This window comes from Glaciecola sp. G7-5 (assembly GCF_055808975.1).
In genome coordinates this window covers 1,334,580-1,351,524 of the sequence record NZ_CM147892.1, presented here as the reverse complement: position 1 = coordinate 1,351,524, position 16,945 = coordinate 1,334,580, and the positions used below count along the sequence as shown (strand labels likewise).

Sequence of the window (16,945 nt, the reverse complement as noted above, 5' to 3'; positions counted from 1 at the left end):
AATCGTCTATATTAAAAACACATTTACTTTTAAGGATGCTTGATGGAAATTTTAAGCGACATTTTGAATGCTTTACGTGTGAGCGGCAGCGTCTATTTTTGCAGCCATGTTGAACCGCCTTGGACAAAAGAGTTCCTTTAACAAAACTACCGCAGGATTTCATTTAGTCAGACGCGGCGCTTGTTGGGTGAAAATTGGTGATCAAATAGACCAACTCTATGCAGGAGACTTGATATTTTTAGGTCCTGGTGTTGATCATATACTCACGAGCATCCCGCCCCCAGGCAAGATGCAAATTAGCGGCGATTCAACACTTCTGTTGTGCGGCAATTGCTCGTTCGAAAGCGATAAGCTCTCGCCTCTGAACGAGATATTCCATCAAGTCACTATTGTTCGTGAAGATGAATTAAATAAGCATCCGTGGCTTAAAAGTACTTTCGACCAACTAAGTTCTGAATATATGGCACAAAACCCGGGCAACGAAATTATCGTGAACAAACTCACAGAAGTGGTGCTGGTCGAGCTAATAAGGATTAACTTTGGACGACAAGAAGAACATAGTTTTTTACGAGCACTTAAAGACAAACGTATTAAAAAAGCCTTAGATCTTATTCACAGTTCACCAGAAAACCCTTGGACAATAGAAGCGCTAGCAACAAGCATTGGGATGTCGCGAGCCGCCTTTGCCAAAAAATTTACTGATCTTGTAGGACAAACCGTATTTGCTTATTTGTCGAATTTACGCATCCAAAAGGCAAAAGAAATGATCACAACTACCTCAGCATTTATCGATGATATTGCGCTTGCAGTGGGCTATGAATCTGAGCGGGCATTCACTAAAACGTTTAACAAGTATGTAGGCATGACGCCAAAACAGTTTAGGAAGAGTAAGTAGCTTACTTTACTAAAGCTACAAAAATGCTTAGAAATATTTGGTGTCGTCAAGAGTAGGCCGAGCAAAACAAAAAAGGGCGCTTAGTTTTGTAAGCGCCCTACGAATCTCTAGAGATTACTTTTTCATTGCTAAGGCTTTACCTAATAGCACAACCGAAGCGGCAAGCAATACTAGGTCTTTTACCAAGAATTGACCCGGTACAACATTTAGCGCAGGGAAACCGCCAAGTGATGCTTCCCAAACAGGCGCTGTGAGCAGTAGGCTAGAAGTGACCGCAAAGGTTGCAATCGCACCAAGACTACCCACAATACCAACAACTCGATTTAGAGGCGTTGCTAAAATAGCAATCGCAGTCGCAATTTCTAATCCACCAATTAAGTTAGATGCACCTTGTACACTAAACACGCTATACAGCCACGACGTTAAAGGACTCGACGCGACTAAACCTTGAATTGCGCCTGCTTCGTATCCTGTAAACTTCATAGCACCAATCCAAACAAGAATAAGTGCAATAGAAAAGCGTAAAGCCGTATCGCCATAAGTACTTATGCTTTTTGCTAATTGTGCTTGGCTATCAATTGAGTTGTTGCCAGTTACGGGTGTTGCTTGTTGAGTTTGAGTAGCGGTAATAGTCATAAATTTCTCCAATTAATTAATGTTTAAATCTTGTTTTATATAAAGCTTATAAAGCATGTTCTGAGGTTTTTCTGTTTCTAAATTGCGCTAACAAATCGTTGCTAAGCGCTTGATGAAAATCATCGCTCCCACCAATATGATGGCCTTCAATAAAGACTTGAGGTACCGTTTTACGATTGCTTCGCTCAATCATTTCGGCGCGCAATGTGTCATTGTCTGTAATGTCATATTCTGTGAACTCTAAACCTAAATTACTCAAGGTTGCTTTCGTTCTTTTACAAAATGGGCAATAGCCTTTGCTGTATATTTCGATGTTAGTCATAGTGACCCTCCGTTGTTTGTCTTATATATTAAGTTGCTTCGATGGGATAAGTATGATGCAAATATAAAAACCAACAACGCTCAATAATCTTTATTTATAACACTAATCGTCTAAATCAATAATACAAAGCGCTTAATTGTGTGATTGAAATACCGGGATGGTCGTTATTCGAGGGCTGAAAGGTTATTTCTGACAATAAGACAAGGTCAGGGTTGAGTCCGTACATTCAAATAGGGTCGCTCGCACACCACTCCCCACGCTGATGTCTACCTCCTGTTTGTGCAAACTGACCAACTTTTCAGCTTTTGCATTTAAAGCCGTATTGTTCGACTCCTGCGTTTGATGCAATACATTTACCTGATTAATAAGTGCCCGCTTATCGTTTTGCAGTTTCTCTGCTTCTTGCATACTAGCTACAAGCTGCTGGGCCAATTTTGTCAATTCGGCGCTAACTTCTTGCGAAAGTGACTTATAATTTTCAACCTTCTCTTGTTCTAACCTTAACGCTGCTTTATTAATTTTTTCAGCCTCAGTTACTAGACTATCTAAAAAGGCTGGAGACAACTGGAAGCTTTGGCGTAACTTTTCGCGCTCGGCTAAGCGCATTTCTTGCCAAGCCTTTACGAATGGGTGAGTAGTACTGACAGAGCTATAGTCCTCAATTCTGTCTAGTACTTTTCTCACTGTACAGTTCTCACCTTGCTCCTCTAAGTGCTCACAAACCTCGAATACTTGCTCTTTTAAATCTTTGACTTCTTTAGCCATAAAATACTTCCTTTTCTATACATATAAACACGCGCTGAAGCGAACAAAGTCTGCCTTTGTTCCTCGGACCAAATGAATTGCCGTTGTAATAACCTTCGTAAAAAAACAAATACTGTTTAGGAAAAAATATATAAGAGAATCTTGCAGAATTTGACTTTAAATTTTTGGGACTGCTAGCCTCGACAATTTCATCTTCACTGGCAAAGTCATTTGTTGATATGTTGAACCGTTGTGCATTTTGGCCAATGTTGGTATATCGGAATATGTCTCATGTTATTGATCCGATCTCATTTTTGTTTTAATTTTTATTTTTGTGCAACTCAGACAATTTAGCTAACAAGCCATATTGATCACCGGCTATCTTGGTAGTACGTTTCAGCTTGTATACATCATTGAAAAGCTCTACGTATCTTTCTGGCGTATGATTTTTTATCGTAACGTTAATTGTTCCAACGATTAACTTTTTCTCTCGAGCCATTAATTCTCCTTTTTTGTTTAGTCGAGCTTTTGCGGTATGGTGTTGCTTTTGTATGTTGTTATCGAGTTTTAAGTGGTAATCAAGCGCTCTGAGCAGATCTATCTGCTTTAAATTTTTACCAGACTCGACACCAATGCGAGTAGCAATATTTTGATCAATGACTTCACCAAGTTGACGCATGTTGACTATGGTAGTATTTGGAAACACACTGAAGTTCTGTTCTGCACTTTCTGCAAGTTAAACAACCACTCTTGATGTTTTTTGAGGAAATCGAAATTACTGACCCAACCCATAGTCCTGCCTCATTCTTTTTATAATAAAAACAAATACATAGCAATAATTTACATAAAAACTGAATTGTTTAAAAAAGCGACCGGTTGATCACGCTTTACTATTAATAGCAAAATATCTTTTGATACATTGCTATACCAAAAATATACAGCTGAATGTAAAGGGTAAGAGTTACCAAAAGTGCATTTTCAAGATAGCGAACAAGTCACTTAAATATCAGGTTTAATACGCATTAATTAATTACTCTCTTGTTTGCAAATTGCAGAAATTCAACAATACATACATTGCAATCTATCATTCCCAAAAGGTTGAATAATCTTGAGTAAAAAAGAGCCACCACTATTCACCGTTTTGTCGTATCTACCTTGGTGGATCAGTTTTGTTAGCGGGTTAGTCGTTTACGTTTGCTTAAGCTACGTATTCCCAGCGCTGGTTTCGGAAAATCAGATTTTATTTATGCTTACTGAAGCCGGTAAAAATATTGCGCCGTTTTTTGGAAGCCTATTTCTAATCCCAGCTATTGCCTCAATCTTCATGCGAAAGAAAAAGCAAAAGCTACTTGCTCAACAAAAAAGTATCGACACTCTAAAAGCGCTTTCTTGGCAAGAGTTCGAGATGCTGGTTGGTGAGGCGTTTCGTCGCAAAGGTTTTGCTGTCATTGAAAATATGACTGGTGGTGCTGATGGTGGTATTGATTTACTGCTAAAAAGAGATGATAAGACTCACATTGTTCAGTGCAAGCACTGGCGTTCAAAAAAGATTGGAGTCTCAATTGTTCGAGAGATGTTTGGCATCAAGGAAGCCACTAATGCTAAAAGTGTATTTATTGTTGCGTCTGGCACATTTACGAAAGATGCTATTGCATTTGCTCGAGGTTTACCTATTGAGCTTATTGGAGGTCATGACTTATTAAATTTAATCGCTGATGTTCAATCTAATCGAAACGAGTCTGCAGCGAGCAGTAACGAAGTTACCCATCATTGTCCAAAATGCTCGTCTAAGTTGGTTAAGCGAATTGCTAAGCAGGGTGCGCACAAAGGCAACGAATTTTTGGGGTGCAGTAGCTTTCCAAAATGTCGCTATATTGAAAGTTAGTTGTGTGATTTACATATACGCCTAAATGGTCTCGCCCCAAAATGTTTCAATTTCATATAATTAATAAATCTGATAGCCTGGCCGAAAGGTCAATATTTACATATCACATTGAACCTTAAAAATTTAACCGCCATTTAGGTTTCAATTCGCACTCATAAAGAGTCGGTTCAATAACAATGAAGTTATCCTACTACATCGATAAGTTGCAAAGTATACGGCCAGACCGGTCTTCAGGTCATGCGCGCCCGCATAAAGTGTGCATGATGTTTGCAGTGCTAGACTTAATTGAACAAGGCCACATTACCGACAACCGCATTTATTATGACGACAGACTCAAAAACCGATTCAGCTGGCACTTTGAACGCTTAAAACAAGGAAATGACGCCGACAGCCCATTCTTGCCCTTTTTTCACTTGAAGTCCTCAGGCATTTGGCATTTGATGGTAAAACCTGAAGAGGCGTCATATTTCAGTGCCGTTACATCGGGAACGGATGCCGCTATCAAAAAAGCTGTTAATTTTGCATATTTCGACGACGCGTTGTTTCAATTTTTAAAAAGTCCACACACCTCTTCAATATTAAGAAATGCATTATCAGCTAACCTTGATTCATTAGAGGACCAATATGGCCGTTGGGCAAAGTCTATTGGTAAATCAGATAAAACAATAAAAAACTATGTTGGCGCACTGAAAAACTCTATTCCAAATTGGGGTTCTAGGGATTTTCCCCTCTAAAGTAACATAAATCGCCATACTCACCATATTTAAAGGCATACAAAGGTGGGTTACTTCTCCAAAGTATGGCAAATTATGAGGTTAACAACCCCTTAAACTTAATTTAATTCCTATGGCTATAAAAAACGAACTATCAATTCTTACCAAAGCTGAGCAGCTTGATCTATATTCTCCGCCGCTATTATCACTTGAACAACAACGATTGTATTTTACGCCAAACGAGATCGAGTTAACAGAGTTGAAAAGTATTCGCCTAAGGAACCACCGATGCTATTTCATTGCGTTATTAGGGTATTTTAAGTCTAAGCCTGTGATTCTTTCACCTAGCTTTAACCTCATCTTTGACGATATGCAGTTTATTTCAACGCAAGTTCAAGGAGGCAAAGGGATCAGGCCTTTCAGCATTAATAAGATGCAGCGAGACCGTATATATCAAAGAATACTGAGGTTATTAAACTATCAGAAATGGGACGAAAGTCTGCACTTTGCGCCGCTGTACGAACATCTTGTTATGGTCGGCAAAGCTTGGCTTGAGCCTCGTTATCTATTCGATGCAGCCGCTGAATATCTAGCAACGCATAGAATTGCCATCCCTAAATATACTGTCTTACAAAAGCTTATCAGTCGTGTTATCCAACAGGTCAAGAAGGCGTTAAATAATAAGCTTCGTATTCATGTTTCATCTGAACTACACGGATTTCTAAATACTATTATCGATGACAAAGATGGGCTCTCCTTAAGCCAGCTTCGAGCCGGTGCAAAAAGCGTTATGGTGACAGAGCTAAAAAAAGAACTGACGGTGTATCATCAGTTACAGCCTTATACAAGACAGATTGATAATGCTGTTAAGGGCTTAGCCTTATCGTCTAAAAACCAACAACACTTCGGTGAAATGGTGGATTATTATGGCAGTAAACTAAAACGCTTTAAGCGTCCACAGCAACACCTATGGTTGCTGTGTTTTCTGACTCAACGCATACGGCAAAGCCTAGAGCGATTGGCTGATGGGTTTATTCATCATATCCGTAAACAACAAGAAGCTGCGCATGCGTTTGCCCAACAGGCAGTGTTTGACTCATGGAGGTCAGCTGCAGACAATGTCACCAAAGCCGCAGAATTACTGCATCTGTTTGTTGATGACAGTATCGACGATAATCAACCATTTGCAACGGTTAGGCAACAAGCATTAAGTGTAATGAATAACCAAGATATAGAAACGCTATGCCTGTACTTAAAAAAGCAAAAACGCACGGTAGAAGAATATCAATGGCAATATTATGATGATCAAAACGGGTTAATTGAGCAGTTATTAAGGCCCGTGTTTCTATGTCTTGAATGCCAAGCAGGTAAAGGCTCAGAAGCATTAGTGACCCAGCTCAAAACCACAAAAACAGAACTATTAGCAGGTAATACATTGCAAACAATGGATAGTACACTTATCCAACAAAAACATCGTCCATGGTTAATTAACAAGGATGTTGTTCATCCACAGCGATACGAATGGTTGCTTTACCGTCAACTGGCTTCTCGGCTTAATGGTCGAATTTACTTATCAAACGTCACTAAATATCGTGCGCTAGAAGACGACTTAATTGCATCGTCAATACAGCCTGATCTATTGGCATCATCAACATTGGAAAAGCTAAAGCAGCCGATTCAGAAGCTACTGCAAGTAAAACAAATACGCTTAACAACATCCCTAGAAGATGTTGCTCGTCACATTGATAATGGTGATAACCGCAATGTGATCATGAAGAGCCGAAGTGGCACACGATGGCGACTGCCAGTTAAAGGCTCCCAATCACTTGTCAACAACCCTTTCTTTAAACAAATGATCCCCGTCAGTATTGCTGATGTGTTGCGTTATGTTGAACAAGAAACCAACTTTATGCAATGCTTCGCACACGTGCTGCCAATACAAAAACAAGTAGGCGCCAATCAGGATGATTTATTGGCTATTCTAATTGCGAATGCGACACATCGCGGCGTATATGGGATGGCACAAATATCTGATCGCAGTTATGAGCATCTAAGCACTATACAAGCTAATTATATTAGGCCTGAAACCTTGCAAGAGGCTAGTGATATCATCAATAACGCAGTAGCGGCACTCCCTATTTTCCGCCACTATCACATCCAAGAAGACGTCCTGCACGCCAGTACCGATGGGCAAAAATTTGAAACTCACCTTGAGACTTTTAAAACTCGCTACTCCTCGAAATACTTCGGCACCAACAAAGGTATTACGGCCATGACGTTAGTTGCCAATCATAGTGCGTTAAATGCCCGTATCATAGGATCTAATGAGCATGAGTCCCATTATATTTACGACTTACTACAATCTAATACTAGTGATCTTAAGCCAGATGTCCTCTCAACCGACACCCATGGTGTTAATCATGTTAATCATGTTAATTATGCCTTATTGGATTTATGCGGTTATAGTTTTGCGCCTAGGTATGCTCAGTTCACCAGTGTGATCAATGACCTATTTAACGTAACTGAAAGCGACGACGGAAACACGCATCTGGCGCTGAAAAAGCCGATAAAAATGAATGTGATTGAAGAAGGCTGGCAGGATATTCAGCGTATTGTGTTATCCCTTCAAGAAAAACGCACAACACAGGCATTGCTAGTACGCAAATTATCTGGTTATCCATCTAGACACCCTATATTACAAGCATTAACGGAATATAATAGGCTCATCAAAGCCCAATATTTACTTGATTATATTGATGATGCAAGTCTGCGCCAATATGTTCAACGAGCACTGAACCGAGGCGAAGCCTGGCATTTCCTCAGGCGAGCTATTGCATCGGTCAATCGTGACCAGTTCCGTGGAAAAAACGAATCAGAAATAGTCGTCTGGAACGAGTGTGCCCGTTTGACGGCAAATGCTATTATCTACTTTAACTCGATGATCCTAAGTCATCTATTACTGCACTTTGAAGAAGTTGGTGACGAGGAAAAAGCAGCAATAACTCGACAAGTATCACCCGTTGCATGGCAGAACATTAATCTGAGCGGCACTTATCAGTTCGCTAGTAACCGCAAACTACCTGATTTACAGGAAATAACTAGGCCTATTGTTGAAAATGAAGTCTAAAATGAAAGGTAACCCAGCTCCACAAGCCATTAACTGCGAGGGTTGTGGCGATTTATGTTACTTTAGAGGGGAAAATCCCTAGAACCCCTTCTTCAGTTACGTCAATTGTGCCTGGATCTTCATACACAACGTCTGGATAACCAAACTCGGCACCGTTTGACGCGACGACCGCTTGTGAGAAACATACATTGTCGTAAGTCGCCCACGAAGAACCTGTGCCGCTTTCTACTACAGCACCTGAACTATCAATGTGCGTGAACAAATCGCCGTCAGAAACTGTTGACAAAAAGTCAGTCTCAGGGAAGTCGATTTGACAGCCTTGAAGGATGTCTATTGCAGAAACCGAAGATTCGTCTAACGTATATGTATCTCTTGAGCCGTTACCGTTGGTGCCGCCAAATTGAACGAAACTTAGCTCAGAAACCCTAACGCCACCTTGAATGCTGGTAAATGCACCACTATTTAGGCCGTAAGTGAAATCAACGCGAGCACTCATAATTTCATTTTCGCGTAGGTTTTCTCGGTCAAGACGAGTACGTAAATCACTTGTAAAATTAGAGATGTCGGTTACGTCAAAATCAGTGATAGTGTAGTTAGGAATATACTCGCCCATATCCCACGAGAAGAATGGACGCCCCGAAGTTCTTCCGCGGTTTGAGATTTGAAGCTCTTCACGTTTTGTTTGCGAATAAGAAACATCGGCACTGACCGTTAAGTCTTCGTTAAAGTAATGCTCTACTTGTAAACCATAGCCACGATAATTTTCTTCACGAGAGTATTGCTCGCCGGCAGATTCAACACGATCAAAACCTTCCCAATGCAAAATTCCGCCAACATCGTTGGTAACTAGATTTTGACCGGTTATTCCGGGGGTAACGCGCTTTTGTAAGAAAAGTAAATCATGGCGAGCTTCTTTTTGATTTCGGTCTGACAATTGCGCATCAAAGTTTATATCCCAGTTTTCAGAAGGTTGAAATTGTAAGCCGATAAACAGAGCGTCTCTTTCGTCTGATGTTTCGTTTTGACGGAAGCTTCTACTAGAGCCAGTCCAAGCATATGAAGTACCTGCGTCTATTGCACGACCCGTAGCTGGGTCAATTTCTGTATTGTATCCTTCGTTCTGGTCGGAGGTACCAACACGTCTATCTTCACAATCATCTGCATTGTCGCGAAAAAAACCAGTCGCTGTATTGGTTGGATCGTTTAAACATGCCCAAAGCGAAGAACCAGTGGGGCTTGAACCGCGAGATTCAGCTTCAGGTTGGCTGATACTTTGGCGCTGTATACCAACGGTGACACCTAATGCTTTACCACCATCAAATTCAAACTGGTCTACAAAACTAAGCGTTCCGCGATAACCCAAATCATCATGCATTGTATTATCGATATTTGCTTGATCTGGGTTGTAATTTAGTTTGACTTCACCCTGAAAGCGTTGCTTGCCAAAATCTAATGGTTTTAGCGTTTCGAGTGTAATAACACCTGCTACACCGCCTTCAATCATAGAGGCGTCTTGGGTTTTATAAATTGCTACTTTCTTCATTAATTCCGAAGGGAACTGTGAGAAGTTAACTGAACGGTCACCACTACCATTAGTTGCTTCACGACCGTTGATGTGCGTCGCGCTTAAAAATGGGCCTAAACCACGGATGGTAATTTCAGTAGCGCCGCCATTTTCACGGTGAGATGCGGCACCTGTGATTGATTCTAAGGCTTCACCAATAGACAGCGCTGGTAAATCACCAATATCTTCGGCCGATAAACCGTCAACGACAGTTGTCGCTTCGCGCTTTATGGCAATTTGGTCTTGAATAGTTTTACGCGTACCAACTACCTCAACGACTTCGACGGGGGCTTCGGCATTGTTTTGTTCTTCAGTTTGCGAGTCTTGTGCAGTTACCGAAAATGTAATTGAACTTGCTATAGAGGCGACTACTGCCGCCTTTACCCACTTTGCAACAGGTGAAAGCGTAAACTGCTTTTCCTGGTCGATTGAGCTTGTGTGTTTACCTGATATCAACGACATATCGAGTTCTCCGTTATTTTTGCGAGCATGTGATTGCGAATCGCGTGTTATATTTATGTTGCGCATCTGTTAACCGAAATATACGCGAACCAAACCAAGACATCAACTAATGGTTAACATAATCACCACATATTGCATTACCTAAACACCTGACCAATATATTAGATTGGCATGCATTTTGGTAAGACTATGCATTTTGGTAAGACCATGCGTTTTGGTAAGACCATGCGTTTTGGGAAATTAGGATCTATTCTATATGTTGTTTGTAATTAGTAAGTTTTGCTTAAACTCGAACCTCTTCGCTTTTGCTGAGTTATAGTCTTTTTTACGGAAGGATGAATCTGCGCTAGGTGCGTTATTATTTGTTTAGTATTTGCGGATGTTGTAGGAGGTCCATGCCTGCGCAAGGATGACGAAAGGGACGCAAGGATGACAAGAGGGGCGCAGGGATGACGAGAGGGACGCAAGGATGACGAGAGGGGCGCAGGGAAAGCGGGTGCGTGTTAGAGATGAAGGCACTGAAGGTGAAGCCGGCAGCTAGGAGGATGAGAGGGATTTCAGAGAAGCGCAGATGCTCCTCTGAAAGTATGACATGCAAATCTATTAAGACTTAGCCTTAATCGTCAGCCTGCTTGTATTACTTAATCCAATACATCATATGTGCTGTCGAATATAGTAATTCAATATTACCGCTGGGTGTTACTCTCGCTTTCAATCCATCTTTTTTAGCGCCACCTACTAACGGGCGACTGCGCCAAACAATACTTCCATCAACGCCTGCTTTAGCGATAAAGCTATTTCTTTCATAATCCGATACATAGTCAGATGTTTGATAACTAGCCGCTAAGAATAATGTTTGCTCTGTGTCACTGCTAGGGTCAACAGCTAAGGCTGAGACATAAACATTTAATTCATTTCTTTGGCTTTCTACCAAGGTGTTGTCTTGTATTTCATATACAACTAAGCTTTGTTGGTCATTGTATTGGTAGTCGCTACCATTTTGTAAACACAACAATTCTTTTGCTGCATCAGTATCAAAATTGAATGCCACTATTTGTCTACAGCTTTGAGTCACGAACGATTGTTCTGATAGAGAAGAGCCGTTATAGGTATATAACACGGTTTTTTCATAATCAACTAACACAATGGCAGCGCTATCCCCTAGCTTAAACGCTTCGGCGTCGATGAATGAATTGCTCAGCGTGATAGACGCCAATGTAGTTTCATTGTAAACATCAAATATTTTAAGGGTGTTGCCACTTATCAAAATGGCATCATCAAAACCATCGTTGTTTATATCATGGACTTTAACATTCCCAGCAGAGTAATAACTTTCATCTGCTTGCCAATGCACGGATTCATCTGATAATTGCATAGCACCAAAGCTGCCATTCGGGCCTACCTCCGGCAGGAAGATATCGCCAGCACCGTCTTTATTGAAATCAGTTGTGATTGCGTTGCCGTCATTGTTCCAAGAGTTGCCCAATTCGCTACTTAAGGTATAGGTACCGTCCAAATTCATGTAAACAATTCTTGAACCACCATAGCCACTATTAGTGCCTAATACATAAAATATCGCTTTCTCATCGCCCTCATTGACAGTGGACCAGCCCGCAGTGCTGAACGAATCAAGTTGCATAATATCTTGGCTTAAGCTCTTTTTAGTCGCAGTGCCTAAGGCAATATCAATATCTGCTCCTACAAGCTTATCTTCTCCAGAGCTTGTAACGCCCGACCCCCAATGTATTTCGAGTTCGCCGTCGTTATCAGAATCACCACTCACTAGAGATATTGCGCCGTGTGCGTCATTGCCTACTGACCAAATTTCCTCTAGTTGATTTCCGACTAAGTTAAAAGCACTAATGTCACCCCACTGACAATCACCAAGGACTAGCTCATCAGCGCTGTCGGCGTCAAGGTTCTCTGCTATAAGAGTACAATTATTAAAACTATCAACTGAGGCAATTTGAGCGCGATCTGCAACCGAATATATAACTAAACTTCCCCAAGTATTTGCACCAGCAACCTCTTCTATACCATCATCATTGAAGTCCCCCAGCGCAATTGGGCCAGTACTAAACTCGTTGCTACTTGTCCATTGAATGTCCCAGGTAGCGGCGTCATAAACTAGTCCATTATTAGTCACTAACTCCAGGTTGCTATCGCTGTCAACGTTGCCAAATAAGAACTCTTTGGCCTGCTCAACGCTGCTTGAAAACAAATTACTGTCTAAAGCATTCATCGACTTGACCACAAGCTCAGTATCGTCATAAAAATATTCGTTAGAAGATTGCAAATAGGCGATGTCTACTACCCCGTCAGCATTAGTATCTGCTAATTGTGCGAAACGAATATATTGATCGGTAGTCAATATAACTTCGGCTGCACTTTCTAGGTCATGAATAATGCTAATTCCATTGTCAGACACAACGACTATTTCTAGCGCTGCATCGCCATCAAGCTGAGCAGCCAAAACTTGAACAATATCACCCAACTCAATGCTAAAAGGGTAAACCCACAATTGCTCGTAGTTATTTGGAACATTTTTCAATAAGAATACACTTGATTGACTATCGCTTGATAATATCTCGTTGGTACCGTCGCCATCAAAATCTCCAATAGCCATCGAGCGATTGTTTTGCGGCACTTCTACACCCATCCGTGCTAAAGGCATGGCTTTTGAAGAGTTAACCTCTACATCAATATCCACGAGTTGTGCAGTTTCATCAAGCTCGCCATTTGGTGCAAAAGTGAATGCATAAGTTTGCGATGAAAACATCTGGCTGTCGGGCACTTGCCATGTAACCACCCCTTCTGCATCTATTGAAGCCCCTGCTGGTGCTCTCACTAAAAATTCGGCGGCGCTTGCAGAGAAATCGGGTTCGTCAGGGTCTGTTACTAAAGTAGTAAATGTTAAGGTGTCTGAGCTTGTAACATTTTCAGGCATGTTACTTACACTTATAGAGCGGGGGGAATCCAATATTGTAATTTGGGTGCTTGGGCCTTCTGCCGTATTAGGACCATCAGAGACGACTTGCGCGACGCGTAGATCGTCTCCAAACCTAGCAATGTTAGCCGGTAAGATATTACTCGTTTGGCCGGTGATTACTTCGTCATTTAAATACCAAACATAACTCACGGTAAGCTCATCTACTGTATTGTCTGGGTCGATAGGCTCGCCGGAGTAGACAACGATAGGCGTTGTTGTATAGATATTGTCGTAATTATGCCAAACACTACTGGCGACTGGCGGCAAAGATAATTCTGCAATGGCAACAACATTTGTTAATGACAAATCACCTTGCATAAAGTCAAGCGCATCCGAGAAGTAAGCGCCATAATCAGCATTGCCATCATTGTCGTCGTCTTGAAGGTATTTTATATAAGGTGATTCAAATACAATCGTTGCTGTTTTATCACCTACAAGTGTTATATAGCCGCCTGACGGATAAGGTGGTGGCGAATCTAAAGAATCGGTAGAAACGAGTACTTTACCCATTCCTTCTACAAATAATTCACCCTCCATTGAAAAAGTATTTTGGTTGCCTCCATTAGCCACTATTGCAGTAGATTCTAATAATAGGCTTGTGCCATTTGTGGTGATAGCAACGTAGTTTTCTTGTATATTCGAGAAAGCGCCTGTGTTGTTATTGTAATCGGATTTATAGCTAATAAAGCCCGAAACAAAGGATTGCTCTCCCTCTTGCTGATACTCAAAATTATCATAATATAGCGTCACATCACTTTGGTTATCTTCAATGCTAGTTATCGTAATTGCAGCTGTACCGTTTAGAATTTCAGAGTATCTATTTGCTCTGCAATTGGTTAACTTAAAACTTATGTTCCCTTGCAAATCTGAGTTTAACTGGCCAGTAATTTTTAAGGAGCCACCAAAAGCACATGGCACAGTTTCGTTCAATGCTCCGGTCGCATCACGGTAGTCTTCCAAAGGCGCTTCTAAAAAATCCGGGACGTTAGTCTCTTCGGTGTTGAACAACCAATTCATTGCGCTTTGTGAGTTTTCTACATTAATAGCAGCTGGTTGCCTGCTACCGGTATATTTGCTATTGGCAAGCTCTGTTGCAGCGCCAAGAAGTTCGTCTTGACCATAACTATTAGCATCAGCTAGTTTGTCAGAAGCTGTAGGATCGACAACAACAGGAGGATTTGTAGTAGGAGGAGGCGTTGTTGTGCTGTCACCACCGCCTCCGCCGCCGCAAGCAGCAATGGTAATCATTAGCGGCAGTAAAATAAGTTGTTTACGTATATTCGTCATAATTCGTCCTTAAATCTAGTAGCTTGAGATATCCGTTGAAATAATGTCATACAATCACGAAACTCTGCTTAGGAACAATGTGCCCAAGTTTGCAAAAATCATAACCTAAACATTTTAGCACGAAAACACCACACGCTTCAAATATTTCAATTTTCAATTTGTGTTGTATTTTGTTGACACATAGCGTTGAAGTTGTTGGATTACTGAAAATATGGCTAAGGTAGAAAATAGCAGAGCTAGAGCATTAAAGCTCTTCGCAGCCTTTTGGCGTATTTGGAGCCAAAATGATTTGATTTCTTCCCAATCGCTTACCTTCGTATAAAGCATCGTCAGCTCGTTTTAAACAATCATCTATTGATTCAGTAGCATCACAACGGGCAATGCCAACCGTAACTGATACGGCAGTGTTTAACTGTTTAGAGAGCACTTGTTGAACGACCGTTTTGAGTTTTGATGCAATAACTTCAGCGCCTGGCAAGTCAGTGTTATTTGCAATCAGCAAAAACTCTTCACCGCCCCAGCGGCCGAGTATGTCGCTGTCTCGTAAGGTTGAAAGCATCAAACGCGCGCCTTCTTTGAGTACTAAATCACCTTGATTATGACCAAGGGTATCGTTTATCTTTTTGAAGTGATCGAAGTCAATCATAGCGATACAAAAAGCTTGTTTATTTACTTCTTGTAAGTATTTTGCTTTGCCTAACTTATGCATTAAATAGCGTCTATTCGCTATTCCAGTAAGCGGATCCTGATTCGCTAATATTTCTAGTTCTTCTTTGGCATTTGCGAGTGCATTTGTTCTTGAAGTCACCTTTTGCTCGAGTGAATCACTTAGTTCTTCTAATTGCGCATTCCTCGTTTTGAGTATTGAGTTAAGCACAATGTTTTGTTCACTCGCCTGCGTAAAAAACCTGTAGGTTAAGTAATTCTGACACAAGACAAAACAAACAAGGCCATAGCTAGAAAGGGGGATCGTTTCAATATTAGATGTAAGATAAAGCATATCGTTAATAGCACTTGCAAATAACAAGGCACTTCCTAACAACAATAACAAAGCACCGCTTTGTCTGCGCTTAACCGCTTTGATTAGGCCATATACACAATAGGCCATACACATGACCGAGAAAATTTGGAATGCAACTAAACCCGAGTTAAAGGTGTAGACATCAGCAAAGAGCACTTGCAAAGAAAAAGCACTGCAGATGATGCAAATTGCAAATATCACTTTTCGGTTCAGAATATCGTTTAAATATTGATAAAAATAGGTAATCACCACAAGGGTTGTTAAATAAAATGAAAGGAAATTTATTTGGCTATTAACCTTAAACGGCAAGTGAACTAAATTCATCACTTTGAAAATTTCAGAATTTTCTGCCTCTCGCACTCCTAGTAAGAAACACAATAGGGCCACAATTAACGGCAATGCATTTAAGGGGTTAAGTGAGAACTGCATAAGATTGAAAGCACAAACAACAAAAAATAAAGCTAGGATAAATACGCTTTGAAAAATCTGTTTATTAAGCTCACTATTCAGGATATGAGCTTGGCTGATGCGAGGTGACTCCCACATCCCCCCCAATAATATTCGTAGTTTGACACCTGTATAATCAGGTCGAAATTGGCAGCGGGCGCGTCGAAAGTAATAATTGTTGGCTTAAGTTCACTTTGCGCTTTTTGCGGATCTAATGCCACTACCCCAGCACTCGCGATAAGCTGGTCATCAGCGTATACCCTATAGGCTGAACCTAACTCAGGCATTCTAATAGCTAAATCTTCATAAGCTTTATCTAGCTTTACGCGCAAATGATAACTTGCACTTCCATAGCTCGGTAACGACTCTCCATCAATAGTCTGACTGTTCCAACTAGATGTGGTTTTAAGGAAAGTCTTGTTCTCGCCCTTAGTGTCGATATCTTGCGCGCTAATGAGCTTCTGCCAATAGAAGTGCCAGTCGCCATCAAGTGGTATAGAACGAACATTTCCAAGAGGCGTTTCACTAAGGTCGATTTCGCCTTTAATTACATTAGGTAAATTTTTATCAAAGTTTAAATCGGCAAATATGGACACAACAAAAAGCAAAGTGGCTCCAAGAAAAGCCAACAACACGATAGACGACAATTTCAACACAAAACTGCTTAGTGGTGGATTATTTTGTTCCAAGCTCGTCTCGTGTGAATGATGTATGTGCTGCGAATGTTGTTTATGCAAACTTTAACGCTCAATCAGTGGTTTACAGGCTAGTTCATTGCCATAGGTAGTAGAGTAGAACGGAAACCGAACAGGCAATGATCTATCTACATATCGCAAACAGACAACTGCCAGAT

Annotated in this window: 10 protein-coding genes and 2 pseudogenes; 4 read left to right on the top strand and 8 right to left on the bottom strand. The window is 40.9% G+C overall.

Features of this window, described 5'->3' with window-relative positions:
* The first annotated feature begins 187 nt into the window (after positions 1-187).
* Positions 188-895 (top strand): AraC family transcriptional regulator, encoded by a 708-nt coding sequence (locus AC0L6H_RS05845; protein ID WP_473393145.1) that lies wholly within the window; start codon positions 188-190, stop codon positions 893-895.
* Between the two features lie 114 nt (positions 896-1,009).
* On the opposite strand, the gene AC0L6H_RS05840 is transcribed toward AC0L6H_RS05845, so the two are convergent.
* The 4 genes and pseudogenes from AC0L6H_RS05840 to AC0L6H_RS05825 form a co-directional block, all read right to left on the bottom strand.
* A complete protein-coding gene (locus AC0L6H_RS05840) occupies positions 1,010-1,531 on the bottom strand; it encodes a YkgB family protein (RefSeq protein ID WP_290295045.1) in 522 nt (173 codons plus the stop codon).
* A 46-nt stretch (positions 1,532-1,577) separates the two neighbouring features.
* Positions 1,578-1,853 carry a glutaredoxin 3 gene (gene grxC / locus AC0L6H_RS05835; protein ID WP_290295044.1) on the bottom strand — a complete coding sequence of 92 codons (276 nt, stop codon included), beginning with the start codon at positions 1,851-1,853 and terminating at the stop codon, positions 1,578-1,580.
* Positions 1,854-2,036: 183 nt separating this feature from the next.
* Positions 2,037-2,618 (bottom strand): DNA-binding protein, encoded by a 582-nt coding sequence (locus AC0L6H_RS05830; protein ID WP_290295042.1) that lies wholly within the window; start codon positions 2,616-2,618, stop codon positions 2,037-2,039.
* Positions 2,611-3,276, bottom strand: a pseudogene (locus AC0L6H_RS05825) (DUF4747 family protein). Before AC0L6H_RS05825 ends, AC0L6H_RS05830 begins: the two are co-directional and overlap by 8 nt.
* A 429-nt stretch (positions 3,277-3,705) precedes the next feature.
* On the opposite strand from AC0L6H_RS05825, the gene AC0L6H_RS05820 reads away from it, so the two are divergent.
* The 3 genes from AC0L6H_RS05820 to AC0L6H_RS05810 all read left to right on the top strand — a co-directional run bounded on the left by AC0L6H_RS05820 (position 3,706) and on the right by AC0L6H_RS05810 (position 8,322).
* Complete coding sequence (locus AC0L6H_RS05820; RefSeq protein WP_290295040.1) at positions 3,706-4,482, top strand: restriction endonuclease; 777 nt, start codon at positions 3,706-3,708, stop codon at positions 4,480-4,482.
* Between the two features lie 176 nt (positions 4,483-4,658).
* A complete protein-coding gene (locus AC0L6H_RS05815) occupies positions 4,659-5,216 on the top strand; it encodes a hypothetical protein (protein WP_290295039.1) in 558 nt (185 codons plus the stop codon).
* 112 nt (positions 5,217-5,328) lie between these two features.
* Positions 5,329-8,322: a Tn3-like element ISKox2 family transposase gene (locus AC0L6H_RS05810; RefSeq protein ID WP_473393141.1), complete on the top strand. Its 2,994-nt coding sequence runs from the start codon at positions 5,329-5,331 to the stop codon at positions 8,320-8,322.
* Between the two features lie 88 nt (positions 8,323-8,410).
* Here the strand turns inward: AC0L6H_RS05810 and AC0L6H_RS05805 are convergent.
* From AC0L6H_RS05805 to AC0L6H_RS05790, 4 genes and pseudogenes are all read right to left on the bottom strand, one after another.
* Positions 8,411-10,348, bottom strand: a pseudogene (locus tag AC0L6H_RS05805) (TonB-dependent receptor plug domain-containing protein); the annotation flags it as partial.
* Between the two features lie 637 nt (positions 10,349-10,985).
* Positions 10,986-14,624, bottom strand: coding sequence for an FG-GAP repeat domain-containing protein (locus tag AC0L6H_RS05800; protein WP_473393140.1), 3,639 nt, complete (start codon positions 14,622-14,624; stop codon positions 10,986-10,988).
* 244 nt (positions 14,625-14,868) lie between these two features.
* A complete protein-coding gene (locus AC0L6H_RS05795) occupies positions 14,869-16,191 on the bottom strand; it encodes a sensor domain-containing diguanylate cyclase (RefSeq protein ID WP_473393139.1) in 1,323 nt (440 codons plus the stop codon).
* Positions 16,152-16,781, bottom strand: a complete 630-nt coding sequence (locus AC0L6H_RS05790) for a hypothetical protein (RefSeq protein ID WP_473393137.1) — start codon at positions 16,779-16,781, stop codon at positions 16,152-16,154. Before AC0L6H_RS05790 ends, AC0L6H_RS05795 begins: the two co-directional genes overlap by 40 nt.
* Positions 16,782-16,945 lie beyond the last annotated feature (164 nt).

Bases quoted from the DNA above. Each gene is read 5' to 3' on its own strand.
- AC0L6H_RS05840 (WP_290295045.1), bottom strand. From the start codon at position 1,531: ATGACTATTACCGCTACTCAAACTCAACAAGCAACACCCGTAACTGGC.
- grxC (WP_290295044.1), bottom strand. From the start codon at position 1,853: ATGACTAACATCGAAATATACAGCAAAGGCTATTGCCCATTTTGTAAA.
- AC0L6H_RS05830 (WP_290295042.1), bottom strand. From the start codon at position 2,618: ATGGCTAAAGAAGTCAAAGATTTAAAAGAGCAAGTATTCGAGGTTTGT.
- AC0L6H_RS05815 (WP_290295039.1), top strand. From the start codon at position 4,659: ATGAAGTTATCCTACTACATCGATAAGTTGCAAAGTATACGGCCAGAC.
- AC0L6H_RS05810 (WP_473393141.1), top strand. From the start codon at position 5,329: ATGGCTATAAAAAACGAACTATCAATTCTTACCAAAGCTGAGCAGCTT.
- AC0L6H_RS05800 (WP_473393140.1), bottom strand. From the start codon at position 14,624: ATGACGAATATACGTAAACAACTTATTTTACTGCCGCTAATGATTACC.
- AC0L6H_RS05795 (WP_473393139.1), bottom strand. From the start codon at position 16,191: ATGTGGGAGTCACCTCGCATCAGCCAAGCTCATATCCTGAATAGTGAG.